The sequence below is a fragment of the Microbulbifer sp. VAAF005 genome (genome assembly GCF_030012985.1).
Lineage (GTDB): Bacteria > Pseudomonadota > Gammaproteobacteria > Pseudomonadales > Cellvibrionaceae > Microbulbifer.
Window position 1 is genome coordinate 1521038 of record NZ_CP120233.1, and the last position, 14996, is coordinate 1536033.

The 14996-nt window shown below is 52.9% G+C and carries 17 protein-coding genes; 9 read left to right on the forward strand and 8 right to left on the reverse strand.

From position 1 onward, the window contains the following. The first annotated feature begins 9 nt into the window (after positions 1–9). A complete protein-coding gene (locus P0078_RS06800) occupies positions 10–1386 on the forward strand; it encodes an ATP-binding protein (RefSeq protein WP_282933694.1) in 1377 nt (458 codons plus the stop codon). Between the two features lie 88 nt (positions 1387–1474). Next, positions 1475–2152: an SRPBCC family protein gene (locus P0078_RS06805; RefSeq protein ID WP_282933695.1), complete on the forward strand. Its 678-nt coding sequence runs from the start codon at positions 1475–1477 to the stop codon at positions 2150–2152. Positions 2153–2204: 52 nt separating this feature from the next. On the opposite strand, the gene P0078_RS06810 is transcribed toward P0078_RS06805, so the two are convergent. The 8 genes from P0078_RS06810 to P0078_RS06845 all read right to left on the reverse strand — a co-directional run bounded on the left by P0078_RS06810 (position 2205) and on the right by P0078_RS06845 (position 9850). Then, entirely contained in the window at positions 2205–2708 is a 504-nt protein-coding gene (locus P0078_RS06810; protein WP_282933696.1) for a hypothetical protein, read from the reverse strand. Positions 2709–2788: 80 nt separating this feature from the next. After that, a complete protein-coding gene (locus P0078_RS06815) occupies positions 2789–4048 on the reverse strand; it encodes a YHYH protein (protein WP_282933697.1) in 1260 nt (419 codons plus the stop codon). A gap of 785 nt (positions 4049–4833) precedes the next feature. Then, positions 4834–5700, reverse strand: coding sequence for a 23S rRNA pseudouridine(2605) synthase RluB (gene rluB, locus P0078_RS06820; RefSeq protein WP_282933698.1), 867 nt, complete (start codon positions 5698–5700; stop codon positions 4834–4836). Continuing rightward, positions 5697–6872 (reverse strand): SMC-Scp complex subunit ScpB, encoded by a 1176-nt coding sequence (scpB, locus tag P0078_RS06825; protein WP_282933699.1) that lies wholly within the window; start codon positions 6870–6872, stop codon positions 5697–5699. Before scpB ends, rluB begins: the two co-directional genes overlap by 4 nt. Positions 6873–6882: 10 nt before the next feature. Beyond that, complete coding sequence (locus tag P0078_RS06830; protein WP_282933700.1) at positions 6883–7905, reverse strand: segregation and condensation protein A; 1023 nt, start codon at positions 7903–7905, stop codon at positions 6883–6885. 53 nt (positions 7906–7958) lie between these two features. Continuing rightward, complete coding sequence (locus P0078_RS06835; protein WP_282933701.1) at positions 7959–8582, reverse strand: L-threonylcarbamoyladenylate synthase; 624 nt, start codon at positions 8580–8582, stop codon at positions 7959–7961. Positions 8583–8674: 92 nt separating this feature from the next. Then, entirely contained in the window at positions 8675–9631 is a 957-nt protein-coding gene (locus P0078_RS06840) for a PHP domain-containing protein (protein WP_282933702.1), read from the reverse strand. A gap of 75 nt (positions 9632–9706) precedes the next feature. Then, positions 9707–9850, reverse strand: coding sequence for a hypothetical protein (locus P0078_RS06845; RefSeq protein ID WP_282933703.1), 144 nt, complete (start codon positions 9848–9850; stop codon positions 9707–9709). Here P0078_RS06845 and P0078_RS06850 point away from each other — a divergent pair. The 7 genes from P0078_RS06850 to rlmB all read left to right on the forward strand — a co-directional run bounded on the left by P0078_RS06850 (position 9828) and on the right by rlmB (position 14749). Next, complete coding sequence (locus P0078_RS06850) at positions 9828–10547, forward strand: VC0807 family protein (RefSeq protein ID WP_282933704.1); 720 nt, start codon at positions 9828–9830, stop codon at positions 10545–10547. The genes P0078_RS06845 and P0078_RS06850 overlap by 23 nt on opposite strands. A gap of 33 nt (positions 10548–10580) precedes the next feature. Beyond that, a complete protein-coding gene (locus P0078_RS06855; RefSeq protein WP_108734042.1) occupies positions 10581–10880 on the forward strand; it encodes a YciI family protein in 300 nt (99 codons plus the stop codon). 30 nt (positions 10881–10910) lie between these two features. Continuing rightward, positions 10911–11591 carry a TIGR04211 family SH3 domain-containing protein gene (locus tag P0078_RS06860; RefSeq protein WP_282933705.1) on the forward strand — a complete coding sequence of 227 codons (681 nt, stop codon included), beginning with the start codon at positions 10911–10913 and terminating at the stop codon, positions 11589–11591. 154 nt (positions 11592–11745) lie between these two features. Then, positions 11746–12339 (forward strand): peptidylprolyl isomerase, encoded by a 594-nt coding sequence (locus tag P0078_RS06865; protein ID WP_444893164.1) that lies wholly within the window; start codon positions 11746–11748, stop codon positions 12337–12339. Between the two features lie 3 nt (positions 12340–12342). After that, on the forward strand, positions 12343–13101 hold the full coding sequence (locus P0078_RS06870; RefSeq protein ID WP_282933706.1) for a pyridoxine 5'-phosphate synthase: 759 nt from the start codon (positions 12343–12345) through the stop codon (positions 13099–13101). After that, positions 13101–13970 carry a Rossmann-like and DUF2520 domain-containing protein gene (locus tag P0078_RS06875; protein WP_282933707.1) on the forward strand — a complete coding sequence of 290 codons (870 nt, stop codon included), beginning with the start codon at positions 13101–13103 and terminating at the stop codon, positions 13968–13970. Before P0078_RS06870 ends, P0078_RS06875 begins: the two co-directional genes overlap by 1 nt. After that, complete coding sequence (gene rlmB, locus P0078_RS06880) at positions 13967–14749, forward strand: 23S rRNA (guanosine(2251)-2'-O)-methyltransferase RlmB (protein WP_282933708.1); 783 nt, start codon at positions 13967–13969, stop codon at positions 14747–14749. Before P0078_RS06875 ends, rlmB begins: the two co-directional genes overlap by 4 nt. Positions 14750–14996 lie beyond the last annotated feature (247 nt).

Here is a 14996-nt window from a genome sequence, read left to right on the forward strand (position 1 = left end):
TTTTCCACGATGCGCAGTCTCTTCTGGAAAATGTTCTTTGGGGCCTGGATCACCGCCATGGTGATGGTTGTAGCCGCCATTTACATTACCCACTTCGGTGAATTCGGCGATCCCCGACAAGAGGAACGTTGGGAGGGCCCCGCCCTATTTCGCGAAGTCATGCGAAATATGCGAATCGCCCGCCGTCACGGTCCCGAACAATTCCAGCACTGGCTCGAGAAAGCCCCCAAAAAAGTCAAACGGCGGGTTTATGCGGTTGATCAACAAGGCAACGACATCCTCGGTCGAGAAGTGCCATCAAATATGGGCTCGTTGATCGACAGCCTTGATTACCGCAATCGCGAAGCTCACAAACTGGTAAATAACAAGCCCACTGTAGGTTTCTTCCTGCCGCTGCGCACCGGAGACCCCCTGCGTATCGTCGTCGTTGCTGGGGATAGCAAGGAAGGGCTATTACTGCGCTTCCTGTGGCGCAACTTCTGGCCAATGTTGCTGCTTTCCATGATTGCCTCAGGTCTAGCTTGCTACTGGTTAGCCCGCTACTTGAGCCGCCCTCTTGAACAGTTGCGTGCCGCCACTAAGCGTGTCGCTGCCGGCGAACTAGATTACCGCGTGACTCCATCCCTGAAGTCTCGAAATGATGAACTGACTGACCTGGCCCTGGACTTCGACTCCATGACTGCCCAGCTTCAGGAGTCGATGTCCGAGCAGCGCCGCCTGATCAAGGATGTCTCTCACGAACTGCGCTCGCCATTAGCGCGCCTGCAAGTGGCACTGGCCATCGCCCGCCAAAAGCAAATTAACGGGCTCAATACAGAACTGGATAAAATCGGCAAGGCAGCGGATTACCTGGAAGATATTATTGCCGACGTGCTATCACTTCCTATTAGCAGCCAGGAGCAGCGCCCCCTGGATGACGTAGTGGAAGTAAATGCCCTGATAAGCGCCCTGGCGGAAGACCTCCACAGCGAAGCTGCTGACAAAGACCTATCCTTTGAAATTCGCTCCGAAGGGGAAGAGCTCCTTGTCGCAACCCGGGGCAGCTCCCTGACCGCTGCCCTGGAGAACATCCTGCGCAACGCAATCAAGTACAGTCCCGAGCACGGCCGGGTCAAGGTGTTGATTAAAGAATCTTCAGATTCCTGCACCATCTCAGTCATTGACTCAGGTTCCGGCGTAGCAGATGAGGAATTGGAGGCTATTTTCCGCCCCTTCTATCGCACAGATAGTGCACGCACCCGGGAAAGTGGTGGCTTTGGACTGGGACTCGCTATCGCCCAGCGCACCATCCTGCATCACCAGGGAAGTATCAGCGCCAAAAACAGCCGGGATGCGGGCCTGTGTGTTGAGATTAAGCTCCCCCTGCTACATATTGCCGACGATTAAGCATCGCAGCAGCTAATATAAGCATCTCTACCGCCAGAGTTTTCTGGCGGTTGCTTCCTTGCACCCGCAAATAGCAAAGGAACCCGCTATGCGCTGGATTATTTATATTCTTATTGCCCTGGTAATTCTCGTGCTCGCGGGATATTTATTCCCACGCGAAGTCACTGTTCATCGCAGCGTATTTATCAACAAACCACCACGAGTGGTTTTCCCCTACGTTAATAATTTTCACAAATTCAACGAGTGGTCCCCATGGCGCCACATCGACCCCTCGGTACTCTATGAGTACAGCGGTCCCCAAGAAGGCGTCGGTGCCAAAATGACTTGGCGCGGTGAAAACTCCAAAGCTGGAAGCGGCAGTCAAACCATCTTTGCCAGCAAACGAGATTCTGTGGTCGCTACCAAACTGGATTTTGGCGATGGCAGCCAGGCCACAGCAGAATTCCAGCTGGAACCAAAGGATGGCGGCACCCTTCTTACCTGGAACTTCCACAGCGATACCGGCGGTGGCCCCAGAGAGCGCTGGATGGGTCTGGCAGTGAAAAAAATGGTGGGAGAGTCCTATGAGCAAGGATTGGAAAAACTAAAGAACCTGGTTGAAACCGCACCGGAAAATAACAACTCCGGCGGAACCTCTACCGATTCAGTTTCAGATATTCCGTCCGATGTGGATGACGCTATGGGTGATGGCCCCCAAGGCATCCCCAATGAATTGCGCAATCAAAATGAGGAGGAGGCGGGAGAGACACCCGCAACCCCACAATAGTCCTCAGCGCAGCTCCTGCAGCGACCTCCTTTCCAGGTAGCCGCCCAGGGCTTTATCGGATTGGAGAGCTGGAGAAGTGGTGCACTACCAGCTCCGGCTTATCGCGCTGGATAAACAGAGTGGCCAAGATCCGCTTTCCCCCACGACTCCAGGTACTGTGGTCGTGGGCGTTAAAGGTCACGGTAATTTGATTAAACCCGGACTGCAATAATTTTTCTGGAATATGCAGATCTGCAGCATAAAGTCGCTGGACCTTGCTGCCATTAATATATAAATGTGCATGCCCCTCCAAAAATGGCTCACCTTCCTCACCGGCAAAGCGCGGGGATTCCAGTTCAAACCGATCGTAATCAATATGGAGGTTGTAGCCCGACAGGTCATCCCGACTGATATCCAGCTCAATCCTGGGCACTGCGACATGTACCGGTATCTCAATCAGGGGGTGCTGATCGCCATTGTGTCCCGCGTGAGAATTTGTCTGGGCCACCTGTGACGACACCGGAACAGCTGCGCCCAAGAGCAAAACCCCGGCGATAAAATACCAATGCATTTTCATTGAATATTTACTCCTGTAGGAGCCCCTGAATAACTCCGTGATACCTCTGGCTGTCAGAGGCCCCCTAGATTAAATATGAGTTAATACTCCCAGCAGCGATTCACGACTCCCTCGCTATCCAACTTGCCAGCAAAACGCGGGCCAAACGTATACGGGAAAGCTGGAATCAATTGGCCGCTACTATCCTCAGTCACCGTCAAATGATAATGGTAGCCGCGCTGATTATCGCTGTGACCGTTGAATTGATCGAGATAGGCCCCGCCCCGATCAGTCAAACTTTCATCCCAGTAGTAATCCTCGTAAAAGAAACCTGAGACAGTCTCAAACTGATTGCCAGAGGGGGATGTATAGCTATCACTGGTATCAGGGCCTGCGTAATTCGTATATGTAACGCCGCGATCGACATTGTATTCATCAACTAACAAACAGTTGCGCCGACCGGCAACACCGCAACCCGTAGCTGAATTCGGGTTATCGTAATTACGAATTGCCCAGCTACTTTTTGCCAATACACCAGCATCCTCCCATGGACCATAGATAGCGTAGCCATCGGCGGTATACCCATAGATGGGAGAGTGCCCATCCGCAGTATCACCGACGATATCTGCCAAACAATTACTATAAACATGGTGGTGATAGTCGCCATTTGCCGCGTGGCCCGCACAAATATCCACATCGTACAATTCGGCTACAGGAGCCAGGGTGTGCCAGATATTGTTGACCCTCTGCCCGTCACTCCATTGATAAATAGAGGTGCCGTTGACCCAATACCCCTGAGCACCAAGACCTGATTCACAGGGTTCTGTTGCCACTTCCGGCTCTACCGGGAAATAACCCTCGTGGGAAACTTCTTCCGGGCAGACGGGTCCCGGTGGCCAAAAACCGTAACCTGCCCCAGCAGCGCAAGTGTCATTGCTGCGATAGCCAATATCCTGTGCAAAGCTGACGCTATCCCCCACTTCAACAGAGGGATAACCATTGAGGAAGTCGGAAAATGCTTTGGGACGATCAACAAGTGAATCAAATATTTCCCGAGTGATATCAATCTGATAATTGGGAATACCTGAGGCAGTAATCTTCGTGTACTCTTTTCCATTAACCCTGACCGATTCAATCCTCTGGACATTCACCAGCACCCGGCGATTACCGTTGCTCTTGAAAATATAGCGAGCACGCTCTCTATCTGTATTTAGAATCCATCCCTCTTCTGAGACTGTATAAGCAGAGTTCAGCGCATCACCTTCTGCATCATATTCACGCTCGGGGAGCTGTTGCGCCACGGCACTCGCAACGCTCAGCCAGGACAAAACCCCAGTCGCAAAATAGCTTTTTAGCTTCACAAAACCACTCCTTATTTTTTATTTATAAAGAAATAACTTCATACCATTAAATATCGACAGGAAATCTGACCGCTCAATACAGTCAAAAAACCCAACCCGACACAGCGCACCTCCTTACACCGAAAAGACAAGGCAAACAACAAGATTGACACTCAGGATGGAGCAATCGAAGCAACACACCCACAATCAGACCACCCCACCAGAAGAAGCACTCAAAAAGCCCTCATATGTACAATCATCTTTCTCTAATCAAGCAAAACACCTACAAGAAAAGCTTTAAAAAAGCGCCCAACAATCATCAACAAAAATACAGGGACTTTATCAACATTTCACAACCACAAAAAAAATCGAGAAAACCATAAAAAATCGTCAAAAAAACTCACTTAATTTTTTATGCATTACTTAATGCCGTAAAAATCAAAAAAGTAGCCCGCAAAAGTGAATGAATTGTGGAAGCCTACGGACTGAATTCACAACATTTGATATTTTCTATATTTCTTACAGGACTCGACAAACTGTCGAAATATTATTAATTAATAAAAATAGAAAAATGAAAATCCGGACACTGCGGGTGTACCGAAAACCACTTTCGGCAGTTCAGTGTTTTTTGAAGAAGGGAAAGTAAATTGCTGTGCCAACGAGTGAAGGGTGAGATCTGCAAATAAATATACGGCTAAACTCAATTCGAAAACTATGGGTTAATCACTCGCCACTTATGTCTCTGCTGCCATTTTTTAGCATTGCCTTATATATAAAAAAGCCCGCTAGTGCGGGCTTTTTTACTTCTAACCTAATTTCGGCCGATTGCGCCGAGCAGCCGGTGCTGGCGACTTGCGCAACTTCCTGCGCTGGCGCTCCAGATTTTGTTTCTCACCCTGGGTCAATGGGCGCTGGCCCAGTTTCGGCATTCCCGCCGTTACGCAGAGGTCATCGATCTCGCGGGGCTCCATCTCAATCCACTGCCCGACGCGCACATGGGAGGGAATAAAGACGCTGCCGTAGCGCACACGCTTCAAGCGGCTAACTCTAACTCCCTGGGACTCCCACAGACGACGTACCTCGCGGTTGCGGCCCTCCATCACTACGCAGTAGAACCAGCGGTTTTTACCTTCACCACCACTCTCTACAATGTCGGTAAAGCGCGCCGACCCATCATCCAACAACACGCCCTTGAGCAGACGCCGCCTCATTTCCTCATCCACATCGCCTTGGATTCGAACCAAATATTCGCGGTCGATTACCGAGGAGGGGTGCATTAATTTATTGGCCAGCTCTCCGCTATTGGTAAACAGCAATAAACCACTGGTGTTGAAATCCAGACGCCCAACAGAAATCCAGCGGCCGGTTTTCAGTCTCGGCAGGCGATCGTAGACCGTCGGGCGGCCTTCAGGGTCGTGGCGGGAGCATATTTCCCCAACCGGTTTGTTGTAGAGTATTACCCGGCAGCGATTCTGCTCTGCCGAAGGCAGCCGGCTACCATCAAACTCGATATGATCCGCGTCGGTTACACGCTCGCCGAGCTCCGCCACTTTTCCATTTACGGTTACGCGGCCCGCATCAATTGCGCGCTCCATTTCACGGCGCGAACCGAGGCCGGTGCGTGCTAATACTTTCTGTAATTTCTCGCCTGCTGGCGGGGTACCATCACTCATGGGGTGGTGCTTTCCACTTGTACTACTTCTTTGGAATCTTCATCGACATCAGCATTTGCCTCCACCGACTTCTCGGCGACCTCTTCAGCTGTGTCGTCTTCGGCAAACATACTGCTGGGTGGTAACGTTGCCGTTAGAGAGTCCTCGCTCTCTTCTTCTGCTTGCAGCGATTCAGCGCTGCTTTCCTCATCACTGTGAAGTTCACTCTCTTCACTAAGATCAACATCTATATCCAACTCCAAATCATCTTCAGAGTCTTCCTGCTCCATTTCCCACTGGATCTCTGCAGCCGCAGTTTCCACTGGGTCTTCCTCTGCATCCGTCTCGGCGGGCGCTACTTCGGCGTCTACTCCGGGCTCGGACTCGGACTCGGACTCGGACTCGGACTCGGACTCGGACTCGGACTCGGACTCGGACTCGGCGCCTGATGCTTCAGCAGCAACTTCCTCAGCCAAAGCCTCTACCAGGGCATCGTCTATATCTTCATGTTCGGCCGCAGGGGCTTCAGTAGAGGGTTCTGCCTCGGAGCCTTGCTCTGACTCAGAGCCTTCCGAAGCACTATTGTCCACCTCGGACTCTCCCTCCTCGGGAACCGGCTCTGGAGGCAAACCTTCCTGCTCCAGAATCTGGTTCAGACTCTCGATATCGCGGATCTCCGCCAGAGTCGGCAAATCATCCAGGGTGCTCAAATTAAAATAATCGAGAAACTCCCGGGTTGTTGCGTAGAGAGACGGCTTACCGGGCACGTCCCGCTGCCCCACAACTTTAATCCAACCGCGCTCCAGCAGGGTTTTAACAATATGCGAACTCACCGCAACGCCGCGGATATCCTCGATATCACCACGGGTTACCGGCTGTCGATAAGCGATAATGGCAAGGGTCTCCAAGGTAGCACGGGAATACCGTTGCGCCTTTTCCTCCCACAGCCGATTCACCCATGGGGCCAGGTCTTCCGGCACTTGAAAACGCCAACCAGTCGCGACTTTCTTCAGTTCAAACCCTCGGTCAGCACAACTCTGGGCGATTTCTTCAAGCACATCTCTCAGGGTAGTCTTGGAGGGTTGCTCTTCCTCGTCCAGCAAAGACAACAGTTTTTCTTCACTGAGGGGCTGGCCAGCGGCCAACAGGGCGCCTTCGACGATTTTGCGCAGTAATTCGGGGGCGATTGTCATCTTCTATTTTCTAACTCGAATACATTTCCGACGCTTTATCCGAGGCCTCTACAGCGTCCTCTGGATCTTCAACCTCTTCGAGAGTCTGATCCTCAAGCTCGCTGCCAGTACCGTCTTCGCTTTCACTACTGTGGGTAGCAGCGCGAGCACGCACGTGGATCGGGCCAAAAGCTTCATTCTGCACCAGCTCCACCAGAGACTCTTTTACCAGCTCCATCACTGCCAGGAAGGTCACTACGACACCGAGGCGACCCTCCTCAACGGTAAACAGGCTGACAAATGGCACAAACTGGCCGTGGCGGATCTTATCCAGCACCTGGGTCATACGCTCGCGGGTGGACAACTTCTCCCGCTCAACCTGGTGGCTCTCAAACATATCCGCACGCCGCAGCACATCAGCCAGGGCGACCAGGACTTCTTTCAAGTCAATTTCAGGGTCGGGGCGTGTGATACTTCGATCGGGAGCCTCTGCGTTGGCCTGATGGACATCCCGGCCAACACGGGGGATTTCATCGAGATCCTCAGCCGCAGTTTTGAAGCGCTCATACTCCTGCAAACGGCGAATCAGAGCCGCGCGGGGGTCCTCGCCCTCTTCCTCCTCCGCTTCAGGCGGTCGCGGCAACAACATCCGCGACTTTATTTCCGCCAACATAGCGGCCATGACCAGATACTCGGCGGCCAAGTCAAAGCGAATTGCCGTCATCATCTCCACATACGCCATATATTGATGGGTGATGTCGGAGACGTTGATCTCGAGAATATCCAGGTTTTGGCGGCGAATCAGGTATAGCAGGAGATCCAGAGGCCCCTCGAAAGCCTCCAGAACAACTTCCAAAGCATCTGGTGGAATAAAGAGATCCTGCGGGAGGTCGTTAAAGATTTCGCCCTGCACCAAGGCCAGGGGGGAATCCTCATCCGAGTCCTGGCCCGGCGATTCCGCATTGCCAGCCTGGGCAGAAGCTTCATCATCGCTCGCCGCAACCTCGGCCAGCACTTGCTCCTCGACCTCTGCTAGTAACTCATCACTGGACACCCTGCCCCACCCTCAATCGTGCAAACGCGCGATTATACACGGCGCCGCAGCTTTCAGCCGAGTATTTCGTCAGTTGCCCCACATCCCTGGCGAATCAGTTGGGGCTCATCACCCGTCAGGTCGATCACGGTGGTGGGCTCCAACCCGCAGAAACCGCCATCGATAACCAATTCCACTTGGTGCTCCAGGGTATCGCGGATATCGTAAGGTTCGGTTAGGGGCTGTTCTTCGCCGGGCATAATCAGGCTACAGCTCATCAACGGCTCGCCCAATTCTTCAATCAGGGCCAGGGCGATGGGATTATCCGGCACGCGAATACCGATGGTCTTGCGCTTCGGATGAATTAACCTGCGCGGCACCTCGGCGGTCGCCGGCATAATAAAGGTATAGGAACCCGGCGTATGATTCTTTAACAGCCTAAACATCTGATTGTCGACCTTCGCATAGGTCGCCAGCTCCGATAGGTCTCGGCACATCAATGTGAAGTTGTGCTGCTTGTCCAGTTGGCGCACCCCTCGAATGCGCTCAACCGCCAGCTTCTCTCCCAGTCGACAGCCTATGGCGTAAGCTGAATCGGTGGGAAAAACAATAACGCCCCCTTGGGCGACGATCTCTGCTGCCTGAGTGATCAGGCGGCCTTGAGGATTATCCGGATGAATCTGAAAAAACTGCGCCACAAAGCCCCCCAAAAGCCTTACCGATTGAAAATACCTCACTGCCATCCACCAGGCTTAAAGCCGGACGATGGCCCCCAATTCACAAGCCGGAATTAGGGCAGCGAAACGTGACCCCGCTGTTCCCGGTGCAGAGTGTGCCACAGATTCCACACCGGCTCGACGTCTGCGGGCAACCTGACACAACCCAATTCACGCCAGGGCTGCTCCGGCTGGTGAAAATCGCTGCCAAGAGAGCAGTATGGCATCGATTTGCCCGCCGCTTCCGCGGCCGAGAGTAACAATTTCTTTAACTCTCGGGTCTGTGTCGGGTTTTGCCGACCGCACAGCAACTCTATCGCATCCCCATTTTCTTCAAGAAAAGCCCCCAGCAGTCGCAATAACTGTGTGCGGGTCAATCCGTACTTAAGCGGATGGGCCAATACCGCACAACCACCAGCACTGTGAATAGTAGCGATGGTCTCACCTAACTGGGGCCACTCAACCTTTACGTCTCCTACTTTGCCAGCCCCCAAGTAACGCTTAAACGCCTTACCGGTATCATCTATATGACCAGCTTCCACCAGCCATCGCGCGAAATGGGGTCTACCCAATACGGAGTCACCCGCCAGGGCGCGCCCACCCTCCAAGGCACCGCTAAAGCCACGCTTCTCCAGCTTTTCCGCGATACGCTCTGCCCGCTCCTCGCGCAACTGCTCACGCAGCTGAATGGCTTCTTGCAGAGGCCCCGATTCGGGATTGATGTTCAGGCCTACAATATGTACGGGTCTACGCCCCCAAAGACTGGAGAACTCAATCCCCGCCACCACATCTACGCCCAAACAGTCACCTTCCTGTTGAGCCTCAGGCACACCATCGACCGTATCGTGGTCGGTCAGGGCGAGCATCGTCACACCTTGGGATTTCGCTCTCGACACCAGCTGCGCAGGACTTAAAATACCGTCAGACGCGGTACTGTGGCAGTGCAGATCTACCAGGTCTGTATTCAAATCGGCTGAAAGGGTCTTCAACAACAGGCTCTCACTCAGTTCGACGATGAAAAAGATCGCCATATCCGTCTTTTCAGGAACAATCGCCCTATTGCGCTGTCTATGCGGCACTCGGCGTTTTCAGGGATAAGGCCCGGACTAGCAGTCACTCACAGGTGACTCGCCAGGGCCGAAGTCTGACAGTAGTTTTGTCAGCGGGGAAATTGAACGGGCAATCAGCCCCACCAGTTTCCAGCGGGCATTATCACCGGAATTGAGTATGACCGAAACGAATTCGACCACGACATCTCCCGAGAAGCCTAAAAAGGAAGGGTTTCTCAGCAATATTGCCTTCAATGTCATTATTCCGACATTGATACTGACCAAGCTTTCCGGGGATGACTGGTTGGGCCCAACCTGGGCATTGATAGTGGCCCTGGCCTTCCCGCTGGGCTATGGCCTTCGCGACCTGCTGCGCCTGGGCAAGGTCAATTTCTTCTCAGCCCTCGGGTTTATTGGCATCCTGCTCACTGGCGGCATCAGCTTGCTCAAGCTGGACCCGCAGTATATTGCGATTAAGGAAGCTGCAATCCCAGGCCTACTGGGTGTTGCCACGGCACTATCCGTTTACACCCGCTGGCCGCTGGTCAAAACCCTGCTGTACAACGATCAAATTCTGAATACGACAAAGATCGCCGAGTCATTACAGGCCAATGGTAACCAGCCAGCCTTCGACCGCACTTTGCGCCAGACTTCATGGATCGTTGCCGGGTCATTCTTTTTCTCCTCGGCGCTGAATTACATTCTCGCCAAAATGATCGTCACCAGCCCGCCGGGCACAGAGGCCTACAACACCGAGCTGGGCGAAATGACCGCCTATGGATATCTGGTTATTGCGATCCCATCAACCCTGATTCTGATGGGTGCACTCTTTTTCCTGTTCTCCCGTATCGGCAAGCTGACCGGGTTGAAGCTGGAAGAAGTGATGGTCGCGCAATAACACCTAAAAAAACTAACAAGAGCATTCAAAACAATGTGGTACGCAATCATCAGTGAAGATGTTAGCGATAGTCTCCCTTTACGCAAAAAAGCCCGCGCCGGTCATTTGGCCCGACTCAACCTTCTCAAAGATGAAGGTCGTCTCCTGGCTGCCGGCCCAAACCCCAGCATCGACAGCGAAGAGCCCGGTGAAGCCGGCTTTACCGGCAGTCTGGTAATTGCTGAATTCCCCTCTTTGGAGGAGGCCAAAGCCTGGGCTGACAGTGACCCCTATATCGAAGCAGGCGTCTATGCGTCGGTTACAGTCAAGCCCTACAAGCTTGTACTGCCCTGATAAAAACTCTAACTAACAAGCTGCATCACAATGAAGAAATTACTGTCCGGTGTGCTCGCCGTAGCGCTGTTGAACTCAGCGCCAGCAGCACTTGCAGCGGAGACCCGCTATATTACCGACCAACTTCACGTGCCCATGCGCTCTGGCAAAGGCAATGAATTCCGGATTCTGCACCGCGGCCTGGCCAGTGGTACCGAACTGGCTCTGCTCGAAGATGCCGCCTCAGACGGCTGGGCAAAAGTGCGCACCCCCAACGGCACTGAGGGCTGGATCAGACGCCAATACTTGGTCAGTGAGCCCGTGGCAAAACTAAAGCTGGCAACTGCAGAAGCCAACCTGGCCCGCTTTGAAAAAATGGAAGGTAACCTGGGGGGAGAAGTTCGCCGGCTGGAGACAGAAAACGGCGAACTGAATAGCGCCCTGACCTCTGCCCAGCAGCAGAGCCAGGAATTGGCCGCCGAACTCAAGAGCCTGAAATCCCTTTCTGCCGACGCAATATCGCTCAACGATCGCCATCAAAAACTCCTGCATCAGTACGAATTACTGAAACAGGAAAAAAGCATGGCGGAAGCGGAAATTCAGCGTCTGTCCGGTAGCGATGCCCGCAAGTGGCAAGTGTACGGTGCCCTATCCGTTGTATTAGGCGCTATTCTGGCGATGATTGCCCCCCATGTGCGCCCGCGCAAACGCAATTCCGAGTGGGCCAACTGATCTCCCTCGCTACAACCAAAATCGCTTACTATACGCCTGTGGGAATGTTGAAAAGCATCCCTCAGGCAGCGATATTCAAATACTTTCTCTCTACCTACAACCATACGCTGGCACAGAGGTAAACCGATTACCCCCGGACACTCAAAGGACACGGATGATGCGTAAATTAGTTATTTTTCTTTTCTGTACTCTATTCAGCCTTCCGCTATTTGCCCAAAACCCTCAGGTGAAACTAGAAACTGATCTCGGGGTTATTCGTATTGAGCTATATGCCAAGCAAGCACCAGTCACCGTAGAGAACTTCCTCGCTTATACCGATAGCGGCTTCTACGATGGAATTATCTTTCACCGTGTTGTGCCTGGATTTGTCGTCCAAGCCGGTGGTTTCACTTTTGATTTCCAAAGAAAAGAAACTCGCGACGCTATCGCCAACGAGTCAGCTAACGGACTCCAAAACCTGCGTGGCACCCTTTCCATGGCGCGCACAAACGATCCCGATAGTGCCACGTCCCAGTTTTTTATTAACCTGGTAGATAACACCCGTCTGGATGCCAGCGAGGATAAACCTGGCTACGCAGTTTTTGGCAAGGTTATCGAGGGAATGGATATCGTAGAAAAAATTGAGCGGGAACCCCGTGGCCTTTATCGCAGGCACCCAGAGGCCCCCAATACTCCGATTCGGATTCTTTCCGCAAAACGAATTACAACCAGCGACAACACAGTCGCTGAACACAGCAAGGGAGAATAAGCATTGATCGCTCTCAGCGTAAACCTCAATAAAATTGCCTTAATCCGCAACTCCCGCGAGGGCAATTTTCCCGACGTAATCGCCCACGGACGCACTTGCCTTGATGCCGGAGCCCAGGGGCTGACTGTACACCCCCGCCCAGACCAAAGACATATTCGTCCAGGGGATGTGCGCGACCTGGCAAAACTCTGCGCCAGCCGCAAGAACATAGAGTTCAACGTTGAAGGCAACCCCTTCGCCGCTCCCCTGGGGGACTACCCCGGTCTAATACCACTGGCTTTGGAAACCAAACCAGACCAATGCACTTTGGTCCCCGACACCAATGATCAGCTCACTTCTGACCACGGCTTTGACCTCAAACAGGATGGAGATCGATTAGTTCCGATAATTGATCAACTTAAAAATGCCGGGATACGTGTCAGCCTGTTTATGGACCCAGACCTGGACCAGATCAGCCTGGCCAAACAGGTCGGGGCTGACCGTATTGAGCTCTACACAGGCCCCTATGCCGAAGCCGTAACCAAACAGAGCCCAGAGCTGGAAACAATTTTCTCTGCCCACTGTGCCGCCGCTGAGCACGCACATCAGCTGGGACTGGGGATTAATGCCGGCCATGACCTCAACCTGGTTAACCTACCGCGCTATCGAACATTACCGGGCTTGCAGGAAGTCTCCATAGGCCACGCCTTTACTGTCGATGCTATCAGCATGGGCCTGGAGAATGCCGTTAACGCCTACGTCGACTGCCTCGCTGGTAGCTGATGCAAAGCCTCAATATTATTGGCGCGGGCCGCCTTGGCAAAACCCTGGGGCGGCTGTGGCAGGAGAGCGGTGTATTCGAGATACAGTCAATTTACAACCGCAGTCTCGAAAGTGGAAAAAGTGCCTGTCGATTTATCGGTGCAGGCAATGCTGTCGATTCCCTCTCAGCAATGCCTTCAGCAGACCTATGGCTGATTGGTTGTATCGATAGTGAAATCGCTATATTTGCGCAGAAACTTGCCGATAGCGGGCTGGTCGACGAGCGCACTATTATATTCCACTGCAGTGGCGCTCTCAGCTCTAAAGAACTAGCCCCCTTGAGACCCGCTCTGGTTGCCAGTGCTCACCCGGTTCACAGTTTTGCCGAACCGGAAACCTCACTGCAAACATTTGCCAAAACCAGCGTCGCTGTCGAAGGGGATAGCCATGCAGTAGAGGTTATTTCTGTGGCTTTTGCAGCCATTGGCTGTGAAACACTGGCTATTGATCCCCTCAACAAGTCTCTGTACCACGCTGGATCAGTGATCGCCTCCAACTACCTCACCACCCTAATGGACCTGAGCTTACAAAGCTTTGCAGCCGCTGGCATAGAGCGGGACAGTGCTCTTCGCCTGTTGGCGCCGATTGTTTCACAGACTCTGCAAAACAATTTGGAGCTGGGACCAGAGAGGTCGCTGACAGGTCCCATTGCCAGGGGGGATGTGGAAACCGTTGGAGCCCAGGTGGAAAGCCTTGCATCAGTAGATAGCCAACTGGCACTTTGCTATCGCCATCTGGGCCTCGCCTGTGTAGAGTTGGCGCGGCGCGGCTCGCTCTCACCTGAGAGCGCAGCCAGATTGATCGAACTGCTGAGTGAGCCAACGCGGTGAAAGACTCCTCCGAATACCTGGAAAAAAAAGCCTTCTTCGATAGCCTCCTTACAATTTATGGGCGCAAGCCTGTACTCGAGGCTCTCGAGGATTTATCTGTACCCGTCCATAAATTACATCTGGCCAGCAGCAACCGGCGCGACCAGCTAATCCAGCGAATGGAAACCCTGGCGGAAGAGCGTCAGATTGAAATTGCTTACTGGGATCGCAAGGGCCTGTCCCGGATTTCGAAGAATTCCCGTCAGGACCAAGGTGTAGCCCTCGACCTGGCCCTGCCGCACTACGGCAGAGCGGAGGACTTTTTACAGAAGGTTGCAGCCCCAGAGCACAAAAACACCTATGAACTCCTGGCCCTGGATGGCATAACCAACCCTCAAAACCTGGGCATGATTATTCGCTCAGCCTGTGCCGGCGGCATTGATGGAATCATCCTGCCAAAGAAAGGCTGTGCACAGATAGACCCCCTCGTTATCAAAGCCAGCACAGGCACCCTGTTTAAAACCCGGGTTTTGCGCTGTGACAAATTGGCAGCCACCCTGGGGGAGTTCCGCGAAGCGGGGGCTCAGGTTTGCGGGCTGTCATCCCACGCCCAGACGACCTTAAAAGAGGTCTCCAGTAAAGTCTCCACAATTTTTGTGCTGGGCAATGAAACCCGCGGTGTTAGCGATGCCGTCGCAGCTCAGTGCAATGAACTGGTGCGTATCCCCATGCAAAACGATGTGGAAAGCTTGAATGTGGCGGTCACGGCCGCACTAATTAGCTTCCGTCGAGAAATCTAACTCTGCCCCTGTGGGAGGTGCCCGCCTCCCACTCCTTCAACTTATCCCACGAGTTCAATCCCAATCTAACCAGGATTATCCACTACCCACAGATTCTGTGGATATCTCTGTGACTAACTTAGAGTAGTAGGCCGCAAAGGCCCGCCATTTGGTCTATGTGACAATATGAAGAAAAAATAAACAACCCGGGAAACGCTCAAAAAATCAACGAGTTAGAGAAAACTTAGCTAAGCGTTTAGCGACAATC

What these genes read in the sequence shown, in the direction of transcription:
- P0078_RS06875 (WP_282933707.1), top strand. Translation starts at nt 13,101, where the DNA reads ATGCAAAGCCTCAATATTATTGGCGCGGGCCGCCTTGGCAAAACCCTG.
- P0078_RS06805 (WP_282933695.1), top strand. Translation starts at nt 1,475, where the DNA reads ATGCGCTGGATTATTTATATTCTTATTGCCCTGGTAATTCTCGTGCTC.
- P0078_RS06865 (WP_444893164.1), top strand. Translation starts at nt 11,746, where the DNA reads ATGATGCGTAAATTAGTTATTTTTCTTTTCTGTACTCTATTCAGCCTT.
- scpB (WP_282933699.1), bottom strand. Translation starts at nt 6,872, where the DNA reads ATGACAATCGCCCCCGAATTACTGCGCAAAATCGTCGAAGGCGCCCTG.
- P0078_RS06850 (WP_282933704.1), top strand. Translation starts at nt 9,828, where the DNA reads ATGACCGAAACGAATTCGACCACGACATCTCCCGAGAAGCCTAAAAAG.
- P0078_RS06840 (WP_282933702.1), bottom strand. Translation starts at nt 9,631, where the DNA reads ATGGCGATCTTTTTCATCGTCGAACTGAGTGAGAGCCTGTTGTTGAAG.
- P0078_RS06855 (WP_108734042.1), top strand. Translation starts at nt 10,581, where the DNA reads ATGTGGTACGCAATCATCAGTGAAGATGTTAGCGATAGTCTCCCTTTA.
- rluB (WP_282933698.1), bottom strand. Translation starts at nt 5,700, where the DNA reads ATGAGTGATGGTACCCCGCCAGCAGGCGAGAAATTACAGAAAGTATTA.
- P0078_RS06800 (WP_282933694.1), top strand. Translation starts at nt 10, where the DNA reads ATGCGCAGTCTCTTCTGGAAAATGTTCTTTGGGGCCTGGATCACCGCC.
- P0078_RS06810 (WP_282933696.1), bottom strand. Translation starts at nt 2,708, where the DNA reads ATGAAAATGCATTGGTATTTTATCGCCGGGGTTTTGCTCTTGGGCGCA.
- P0078_RS06860 (WP_282933705.1), top strand. Translation starts at nt 10,911, where the DNA reads ATGAAGAAATTACTGTCCGGTGTGCTCGCCGTAGCGCTGTTGAACTCA.